Source organism: Acinetobacter sp. WCHA29 (assembly GCF_002165335.1).
Taxonomy (GTDB): Bacteria; Pseudomonadota; Gammaproteobacteria; order Pseudomonadales; family Moraxellaceae; genus Acinetobacter.
Genome location: NZ_NHRQ01000004.1, coordinates 230,085 through 240,154 on the forward strand (window position 1 = coordinate 230,085; position 10,070 = coordinate 240,154).

8 protein-coding genes and 1 tRNA gene are annotated in these 10,070 nt (G+C 40.1%); 8 read left to right on the forward strand and 1 reads right to left on the reverse strand.

Annotated elements, in window-relative coordinates; all coding sequences use genetic code 11:
* The first annotated feature begins 287 nt into the window (after nucleotides 1-287).
* Both CDG59_RS05090 and CDG59_RS05095 read left to right on the forward strand, forming a co-directional pair.
* Nucleotides 288-2,318: an FAD-dependent oxidoreductase gene (locus CDG59_RS05090; protein ID WP_087544006.1), complete on the forward strand. Its 2,031-nt coding sequence runs from the start codon at nucleotides 288-290 to the stop codon at nucleotides 2,316-2,318.
* Between the two features lie 86 nt (nucleotides 2,319-2,404).
* Nucleotides 2,405-2,494: transfer RNA gene (locus tag CDG59_RS05095), tRNA-Ser, on the forward strand.
* 211 nt (nucleotides 2,495-2,705) lie between these two features.
* Here CDG59_RS05095 and CDG59_RS05100 read toward each other — a convergent pair.
* A complete protein-coding gene (locus tag CDG59_RS05100; protein ID WP_087544008.1) occupies nucleotides 2,706-3,686 on the reverse strand; it encodes a hypothetical protein in 981 nt (326 codons plus the stop codon).
* Nucleotides 3,687-4,018: 332 nt separating this feature from the next.
* On the opposite strand from CDG59_RS05100, the gene CDG59_RS05105 reads away from it, so the two are divergent.
* From CDG59_RS05105 to CDG59_RS05130, 6 genes are all read left to right on the forward strand, one after another.
* On the forward strand, nucleotides 4,019-4,351 hold the full coding sequence (locus CDG59_RS05105) for a hypothetical protein (protein ID WP_005159373.1): 333 nt from the start codon (nucleotides 4,019-4,021) through the stop codon (nucleotides 4,349-4,351).
* A gap of 289 nt (nucleotides 4,352-4,640) precedes the next feature.
* Nucleotides 4,641-4,907, forward strand: a complete 267-nt coding sequence (locus tag CDG59_RS05110; RefSeq protein ID WP_005159374.1) for a helix-turn-helix transcriptional regulator — start codon at nucleotides 4,641-4,643, stop codon at nucleotides 4,905-4,907.
* Nucleotides 4,908-5,265: 358 nt separating this feature from the next.
* A complete protein-coding gene (locus CDG59_RS05115; protein WP_143225214.1) occupies nucleotides 5,266-6,372 on the forward strand; it encodes an inovirus-type Gp2 protein in 1,107 nt (368 codons plus the stop codon).
* Between the two features lie 142 nt (nucleotides 6,373-6,514).
* Entirely contained in the window at nucleotides 6,515-7,564 is a 1,050-nt protein-coding gene (locus tag CDG59_RS05120; protein WP_087544010.1) for a DUF932 domain-containing protein, read from the forward strand.
* 178 nt (nucleotides 7,565-7,742) lie between these two features.
* Nucleotides 7,743-8,885: a YqaJ viral recombinase family protein gene (locus CDG59_RS05125; RefSeq protein ID WP_087544012.1), complete on the forward strand. Its 1,143-nt coding sequence runs from the start codon at nucleotides 7,743-7,745 to the stop codon at nucleotides 8,883-8,885.
* 143 nt (nucleotides 8,886-9,028) lie between these two features.
* On the forward strand, nucleotides 9,029-9,931 hold the full coding sequence (locus CDG59_RS05130; protein WP_087544023.1) for a hydrolase or metal-binding protein: 903 nt from the start codon (nucleotides 9,029-9,031) through the stop codon (nucleotides 9,929-9,931).
* Nucleotides 9,932-10,070: the final 139 nt, after the last annotated feature.

Genomic DNA, 10,070 nt, shown 5'->3' on the forward strand with positions numbered 1-10,070 from the left:
GTCCTAACTTTTATGAGTAAAGACCCCGAACAGGTAGTCTTGAGAATAAAAAATCGGAACTATTGTAACACTTTTCATGGAGCTTGTTTTCCTGAAAGAAAAACTAAGCAGAAAAATTATGTTCTAATACATTTGATTTTGGTTTTTTTAGATTGGAAATCAAAATAGTTACATTACTTTTGACTTTGGTGTCAGCATTTTCTTGAAAAGAGTCATAAACACATATAAAAATTCAGTTAAAGTACTATGCAACAAGTTGCAAAGCCAATAAATACAGAAGGAATATCATGACTAGCTATGCAAATATTTTAAAGCCATTACATCTCGGATTTACGACCATTAAAAACCGTGTGGTCATGGGATCGATGCATTCAGGCTTGGAGGATCGTTTTTTTAATTATCCTAAACTTGCTGCTTATTTTGGTGAACGTGCCAAAGGTGGGGTTGGCTTAATCATCACGGGTGGGATTTCACCCAACCGTCAAGGTTGGTTATTACCTGCGGGCGGTACCATGAACAGTCTGGCAGATATTCCTCATCACCGTCTGGTTACACATGCTGTGCATAAGCATGGCGCAAAAATCTTGATGCAAATCCTGCATTCAGGTCGTTATGGTTATCATCCATTTTCGGTTTCTTCATCCCCAATTCAGGCACCCATTAATCCTTTTAAACCGCGTCAAATGTCAGATGCCCAGATTTTGGCAACTATTGAAGATTATGCCCGTTGTGCAAGTCTGGCAAAAAAGGCAGGCTATGATGGCGTGGAAATCATGGGTTCTGAGGGTTATTTGATCAATCAATTCCTGAGCAGTCATGTCAACAAGCGTACAGACCGTTGGGGTGGCGATATTGAAAACCGTATGCGTTTTCCCGTGGAAATCGTCAAGGCGATTCGTGCCAAAGTTGGTGAAAAATTCATTATTTGTTTCCGCCTGTCCATGCTTGATTTAGTGCATGATGGCAACACCATGCAGGAAGTGATCGTAGTAGCAAAGGCACTTGAAAAAGCAGGCGTGACTTTATTAAATACAGGGATTGGCTGGCATGAAGCACGTATCCCAACGATTGTCACTTCTGTACCTCGTGCTGCATTTGTGGATTATACCGCCGAAGTTAAACAGCACGTTTCAGTACCAGTAATTGCGTCAAACCGTATCAATATGCCAGATGTTGCTGAAGAGATTATTGCTTCAGGACAGGCGGATATGGTGCAAATGGCACGACCATTCCTCGCTGATCCATACTGGGTCAATAAAACTGCAACCAACCGTGTGGATGAAATTAATACCTGTATCGCATGTAATCAGGCCTGTTTGGATCATGCCTTTAAAAATGAGCGTGTCTCTTGTTTAGTCAATCCACAGGCATGTTTTGAAACAGAACTGGTTTATATCAAAACCAAGAAACCAAAACGTGTTGCGGTTGTGGGTGGTGGTGTTGCAGGCATGTCGGCTGCAACAGTGGCGGCAAGTCGTGGTCATGCCGTAACCTTGTTTGAAGCCAATAATGATGTGGGCGGTCAGTTTAATCTAGCGAAAGTTGTTCCTGGAAAAGAAGAATTTCATGAAACCATTCGTTATTTTAAAGTTCAACTCAAACAGACAGGTGTGGATGTTCGCTTAAATACTAAGGTCAATCGTGAACAGTTGGAACGTGAAGGCTTTGATGAAGTGGTGATTGCAACAGGCGTAGTGCCACGCGCCTTAAAAATTCAGGGTAGTGATGCACCACAAGTCTTGTCTTATGCAGAAGTACTAAAAGGCGCTAAGGTTGGTCATAAGGTTGCTGTGATTGGTGCAGGTGGTATTGGTTTTGATGTGTCAGAGTTTTTACTAAAACCACCCCATCAACCACAGCCACAACCATTAGCAGAATGGCAACGCGAATGGGGCGTTGATCCAAACCCTAATTATATTTCTGAAGGCGGTGTACAACGTCCAGAAGTTGAAATGCCTGTACGTCAGATTTATTTATTGCAACGTAAAACAACGCCTTTGGGCATTGGTTTGGGTAAAACCTCAGGCTGGGTACATCGTGCACAATTGAAAAAGCATGCTGTGCGTATGCTGCGCGGTGTGCAATATAAGGCTGTAACTGACGAAGGCTTATGGGTTGAGCATAATGGCCATGACCAGTTATTGCGTGTGGATACCATTGTGGTGTGTGCAGGTCAGGAATCAGTAAAAGATTTAGTACCGCATGAGAATGAAACTACATTGGCAAAATATCATGTGATTGGTGGTGCAAAGTTAGCAGGTGAGCTGGATGCCAAGCGTGCAATCCGTGAAGGGGCTGAATTGGCCGCTAAACTCTAATAATTGATGAAACATTATGCATTTGAATACATTGCAGTTAAATTTCTCTTGAATAAAGAGGGCAAGCTTTGTATTCTTACGCACATGGAAGCGTGGCAGAGCGGTTTAATGCACCGGTCTTGAAAACCGACGAGGGTGTGAGTCCTCCGTGAGTTCGAATCTCACCGCTTCCGCCAAATATCTAAATAAGCCCTTGTTTTTACAAGGGCTTATTTTTTGTCTACATGTTTACCCCTCAACCTACCCCTCATCAAACTTTGGATTGAGTCGAATGATTTAGTACTCCATAGGATACGAACAATGAGTAATGATCTGTACTTTCAGTGTAAGCTTTAAAGATCATAGCGTAATAAAGAAAGCCAAATTTCATACCTATTTTCGTTAATATTAGGATATATAGTTATCAACATCATCAACAATTTTAGGTTGGAGTGTTGAGACGGGTATTTTTGACTGTTTAGGTGTTTCATTCTTTTTTTCGATTTTTTTCCTTTTATCTACTAGTCTTTTGTCAAAGTTTCTTTTATTCCATGCGCTTTGTATTTTTTCTAAAACCTTAGAATATGCTTTTGAATCAATAAAAAACCAAAAGTTTAATTGTAAAAGCACTAGTTCTTTTTTTTCTTCTAAGGTGATTGGTATATAAGGAAACTGTGTTTTTTTATCAAGGTAATTGTATAGCCATTCAATAAAGGTCTTATTTGATATCTTTTTATTGATAATGATATGTGATATTTTTTGTATTTCATCATAATATTCTATTATTACTTTTAAGTCATTAATAAATTCTAAAGGTAGGGATATAAGTTTATGTTTACTAAAATTTAAAATAATTTCTTTATTAGCCTGAATGATGGGGTTTTTAAAAAATTCTTTATTTTGAAGCGAAGGGAGTTTCTGGTAGAGATCACACTTGTAATTGTAATCTCCAGACAAAAAATTATTTATTTCTAATCGAATTTCCCTTAAATTGGATATATGGTTTTGAGTAGTAGCTAAATAAAAAATAGCAAAATTTTTATCATTATTTATTAGGGTTAATAATCTTTTTAATTCTAGATCAAATATAATATCAATTTTTTTCTCCATATATTCAATTAGTTCTTGGAAAGCTTGCTCGTGTCTCAATTCAGTTGATAGCTCATGAACGAGTTTCATGGTATTTTTCATTGTAATTTGTCTGACCTCTTTAAGAGAGGTTAGATTTTCTAGTTCTATCAGTATTTCTTCAAAATCTCTAATTGAGTGGCGACCTATGATGCGTTCTGCATGGCGGATTAGATGACCATGAATCCAAATATTCATGACAGGATCATAGCTGTTGAGCTTCTTCTTGAACTGCTCTGAGTAAGATGGTTTGGTCGTCATTTTTATATTTCTATACAGTGTCTAAATTGCTAATAGAGTAGTAAGAATTTTTTAAGAAAATGGTATGAAATTGGTTAGAGTAGCGTAACTTTTAAGTAAGAAATGAGTAAGAATTTATCTGATCTAGCACTGGTTAAACATGGGATTTTCCCACTATTTAGATACTTTAAGCTGAAAATTTTTCTATTAACAGTATTTTATAAGCTCTTATGTCAGAAAAGTCAATGTGTGCTTATCTACTATAATTGGTTAAGAGAGATTCCAGATCCATTGGAATACATATCATCTCCATGAACACAATTCAGTGTTCATACTAAATAGGAGAAATGGATATGTCTACTCAATGTCCTTTGTGTCAATCGACACACATCAGTAGTAAAAATTATGGTCGTAAAATAGGAGGTACGGTAGGCACAACTGCTGGAACAGTGGGTGGTGTAACCACAGCTTTATCTACTGCTCAGGTGGGAGCAACGCTTGGTATGTTTGCAGGACCTGTTGGTTCAATCTTTGGTGCGCTTGCAGGTGCTGCAATCGGTGGTTTAGTTGGTGGAGTTGCAGGTTGTACTGCGGGTACAGCATTAGGAGAAATGGTTGATGAAAATATTCTGGATAACTTTCAGTGCCTAACGTGTGGTCATTGTTTCAACCATACAGCGCAATGATTCATATCCTTTATGCAATTCCTAGAGGATTGAACGATACTTCTATCTAATACATGACCAGCCCTTTTAGGGCTGGTCATGTTGTTATAGCCAGTTTTAAGTTTTGGTTTGAAATGCTGCTTTGGAACAAGTCATTTACCTAAGCCTACCAATCCCATGTTAAAAAATGATTCCAACGCTAGTTGTTATAGAGGAGTACGCAGAATAGAGGATTCATAACTTTCCTAATACGAATCCCACTGTTGTAGTCCTTGAAATTGAAGCAATTTAATCTCAATGGAGAACCGCTATGAACAACTTGGCAACCACACATAATATAGAGCCTGTAGCTACAGTGAAGAAGATCATCCGTTTAAAACGAGTGATTGAGCTGACAGGACTTTCACGTTCCACCATATATGATCGGATTAATCCAAAGTCCAAACGTTATGACATCAGTTTTCCAAAGTCCATCAAGCTAGGGACATCACATCTCAGTACAGGAGCGGTGGGATGGATTGAATCAGAGGTTCAGGATTGGATTCAGCAACGTATCCAAGCCAGTCAATCAGCATAGCCATCTCATTATCACTGCATAATTCAACAGCAGTATTTGATCCCCACATTCTAAATTAAAAAATCCTCCAATGTAGTGTGATGTCTAGTGGTTAAGGCTATTCTCTTTAATCAATTCATAATGTAAAAGTACCCAAAGTATTCTGGTACTTATATTATTAATATACTACTACTCTAGTTACTATAATAAGACCATCTAGTTATTCTTATGAAGTAATCTTATATCTACTTATAAGCCAGCCTGTTTATAAATCAATTATATTAAATATAGTTGATGGAATAGTTGTGTCTGATAAAAAGTAGATTTTAATAGGAAAGAGTGGGCATCACGTTACTTGGTAATAACCGAGTAAACAAACATGATTAATCTATACAAGCAAGATCTGCTAAATCAATTAAGTGATGATGAATACCAACTTTGGTGTCATGATTTGGCTGTGATTAAGCGAGTGGTTACAATGATCACATCATTCAAATCATTTGAAGAAGTATTCCTCAATACAAAGAGTTATTACATTCCTGACTATTGGAAAGATGGAAATCTAAAATATATAGATCATTACCAGCCCTATAGAAATTTGGCAGACTTAGCTGATAATTTTCTTTATGGCATCTCTGTAATGGATCGAGTTGAGAAGTATTATCCACTGGAATATTACCCCTTACACTTACGTGTGTTTATTGAGTGGATTGAGCGATATACCTTTGAACGTACGCAATATAATCCAAAAAACTTATCTAGGACTTTGGTAGAGCGATTGAATGACTGTATCTATGATATTCGTCAGGATATGAAGTCATTAAGGCATACAACTGAATTAAAAAGGATGAGAGAACAGAGTTTGCGGCAGAAAAGAAGTATGGAAAAGTACATTGATCAGCTACTGCTACGTTTTTCCCGTTTAATTGCAATAAGGGTTGACTTTGGTTATCGGGAGGATGCAGAGGCGAGCTATGAACTGATCAGCGAGCACCGTGAGAAACTGCTTCGCTATCTACGAGAAAGACATTGTGGCGATGCCTTTGCAGGCTTTATCTGGAAACTGGAATATGGGCTGAGAAAATCTTATCACCTCCACACAATCATTTTTCTGGATGGTTCCAAGGTACAGGAGAGCATTTCACATGGCAAACTGATTGGACAGCACTGGATTGATGAAATTACTGAGGGAGAGGGTGTTACCTACAACTGCAATGCCCATATGGATAAATATCAGCATTGTGGTCTAGGACGTGTGGACTATCATGATCGAAGAAAGATTGAGAATTTGAAATATGCCTGTCGTTATTTGACTAAATATGATGAATTTCTTGAATTGGTTCATTATGGTTATCAGGCAGAGCAACACTATCATCAGGATGATCCCTTGAGTCAGCAGATCACTTCCAAGCTAGGTCGTGTATTTGGGACAGCGAGACTGCCACCTTATGTTCCACAGTTGGGACGACCAAGAGCCAAGAAATAACAAATAAGCAACTTTTAGGAATAAGTCTATAGCCTTTGTGGCTATAGGCTTTAGGTCTATTAGAGTGAACTGAAAATTATTTCAGATACATATCATTGCCATGAACATTCAACAACTTGACCTTAAATTAAGGAGAACATTCATGGCACATTTAGTTGAAACAATGGCATTCGTTGGACAAACCCCTTGGCATGGTCTGGGCAATGCACTAACCCCAAACCAGCCGCTAGAGGTCTGGGCAGAGCAGGCAGGCATGGACTGGCGGATTGAATCCTCCGATGTTAGTTACATGGCACAGAACCATCGGGGGCAGAGCATTATTATGCCTTTTGAGGAGCAACGTGTACTTTATCGTTCCGATACCCATGCACCGTTATCGGTGGTGAGCCAACGCTTTCAGGAAGTACAACCGATGGAAATCCTACACTTCTACAAAGATTTAACTGAACAATCGGGCTTTGAACTGGAAACCGCAGGGGTACTCAAAGGTGGTAAAAAGTTCTGGGCACTGGCACGAACAGGACAAAGCGCAGCTTTAAAAGGAAAAGATGTCAGTAATGGTTACATTTTATTGGCAACTGCCTGTGATGGTACATTGGCAACAACAGCTCAATTCACATCTATCCGTGTGGTGTGTAACAATACTTTGGCGATTGCACTCAAAGGACAAAACACCAGTGCAGGTGTGGTGAAAGTTCCACACAGTACCAAGTTCGATGCAGAGAAAGTCAAACAACAACTCGGTATTTCAGTTCGTGCATGGGATGAACACATGTATGAAATGAAACAACTAAGTCAGCGTAAGGTGACTCAACAAGAAGCAGCAGCCTATTTCGATGCGGTATTCAACAATACCAGTCTGAGCATTGCGGAACAGGATGAAAGCATTATTCAGTTCTATCGAAATGCAGCCATGCCAAATCAATCCAGCCCAACTAGATCAGACAATAAATCCGAACCAAACAGACGTGCCATGTCTAAAGTCATGACTATGTTTAACGGGCATGGACGAGGGGCAGAACTCAGTTCAACCAAAGATACGGCTTATGGATTACTGTGCGCCATTACTGAGTTCACCGATCACGAGCGTCGAGCGATGAGTACTGATCATCGACTCGATTCAGCATGGTTTGGGGCGGGTGCAGCCATTAAGCAACGAGGACTTGAACAAGCACTTCGAATGGTGGCTTAAAACGATTTGACTCACTGAAATTATTTTCAGTTTTATTTAAGCTTAGCCAATTAATTTAAACATACGGTAAAGCCGTAACAAGCATTGCAATTCTCATTTCGCCACATCATCCCCGATGTGGCTTTTTTTATGCCCGAAATTCAGCTTTTACGCTTTTACTCATACAGGAATATTTCTAATGAATAGCCATACTCAAATTCAAAACACACTAAATAACCCGTCATTACAACCTTATTCACCAAACCTGAATCCAACCACTCAAAACTCATCGACTCAACAGGTTGAAGTCGGAACTCGAACTAAACGTGATCGACCGAATACGCAACCACGAAAAACTAAAACCCCTGTAGCCAAACGTATTGCCAACACCAAGCAGATGAATTACCAACAATGGCTTGAAGTCAGAAAACAGGGGATTGGCAGCAGCGATGCCGCTACCGCCTGTGGATTGAATCCGTATATGTCGATGCTGGAACTGTGGATGATCAAGACAGGACGGATGCAACAAAACATCGAGGATGAAAGTGCAGGCTATGCACCTTTATATTGGGGTAAACAACTTGAACCATTAGTCGCTGAATATTACAGCATGCATACCAACAATAAGGTGCGTCGAGTCAATGCAGTGCTACAGCATCCTGATGAAGACAAACACTTTATGTTGGCGAACCTTGACTATGCCGTGGTGGGCAATGATGAAGTTCAAATCTTGGAATGTAAAACTGTAGGGGAATATGGTTCTAAGTTATGGCGAGATGGTGTGCCTTTATATGTCCTCTGCCAAGTGCAACATCAACTGGCAGTGACAGGTAAACAGGCAGCGCATATCTGTACCTTGATCTGTGGACATGAAAGTAAAATCTTTAAAGTGACCCGTAATGAAACCGTGATTCAGCATATCATTAGTGCAGAACGTCACTTCTGGCAATGTGTGGAATCGGATATTCCACCGAGTGTCGATGCTTCTGACTCAGCAGCCAAAGCCTTGCAGCAGCTTTACCCTGAGCAGATACCATTAACAGTGGAAGATCTGACTCAAAATGAACAAGCCAACTACCTATTTAACCAATTGCTTGAAGAGCGACATAAGGTTGAGCGGCACCAACAGTATTTTGATGAACTCAAACATCAACTGCAAATGATGATGAAAGATGCTGAACGAGCAGTGTTTACGGGTGGTTCAGTGACGTGGAAGAAATCACAAGACTCGATCAGCCTAGACAGCAAATCCTTACTGAAACAACACCCTGAATATCTACAGCAGTTCCCTCAAACCAAAGCGGGTACACGAAGATTTCAGATTTATCCGAATGGTGGATAAGGCAGCAACGCAGATCCAGCATTTATTTCTTCAACAAACGTATCAACCACCAGAGCCACGTCAAACAACCCGATCCCATACCTCAACAGGTATGGGATTTTTTTATGCCCAAAATTTTAAACAGCTATAAAGAGGACATCACCATGATTAAAGGCTTAGCAATTACACCACCCGTTTTAGGTCGTATTAGCATCGGCAAAATTGTCGAAAAGAATGGAAAACGACTCCCTGAAAAAGATGACCAATTTACCATTACCAGCCAAATCCAGAATAAGGATGGCTGGGTGAAACATCCACTGGATGAACAGTTACGTGCCAAAGCACCTAATCAAAATCAAAAGCTCAGAAGCATTCCCGTCCGTATGATCTTCAATGATCCCGAATTGAATCTACGGGCAGAGTACAGCCTGTTTGACCGACAAACAGGGCGCTTAATCTGTTCAGGCAATGGCGAAACCTGTCAAAGACTTGGACAAAATGGCATTGAACAACATCCATGTCCATCACCTGATTTATGTCCATTGGCACAGGGCGGACTATGTAAGCCTTATGGACGACTCTACGTCAATTTAGATGAGTCAGATGAGTTTGGCACATTCATCTTTAGAACCACTGGCTTTAATAGCATTCGTACTTTGGCGGCACGGCTCCGTTACTATCATGCTGCATCAGGTGATCTACTTTCATGTCTACCTTTGCAACTGAATTTAAGAGGTAAAAGCACTACGCAAAGCTACCGTACCCCGATCTACTACGTGGATTTAACTTTACGTGATGGTACTAATTTGCAGGAAGCGATTACGTCAGCCAAACAGATGGATGAACAGAGCAAGGCAGCAGGGTTTTATCAGGAGGCATTGGATCATGTGGCACGGCAGGGTTATGGAAATGCCAGTTTTGAAGTGGGTGGAGAAGAGGGGCTGGATATTGTTGAGGAGTTTTACACGGAGGAATCGAAATCAGAGCAGAATCAGCAAATGCATGACTTGAGCCATGCTCAGGATATTCAGAAAGGGTTGCAGCAGTCGGTTCAAGCTCTGAATTAAATACTGTTGGGGGCTAAGAAGCCCCCAACAGTAATATTGCTACTATTTTTTATTAAAAAATTTCTCTGTACACGACAAATTTCATAGGGCCCTTGTCCTATCAGGCTTTTTCTTCCTTAAAATTGCGAGCACTTTCTTA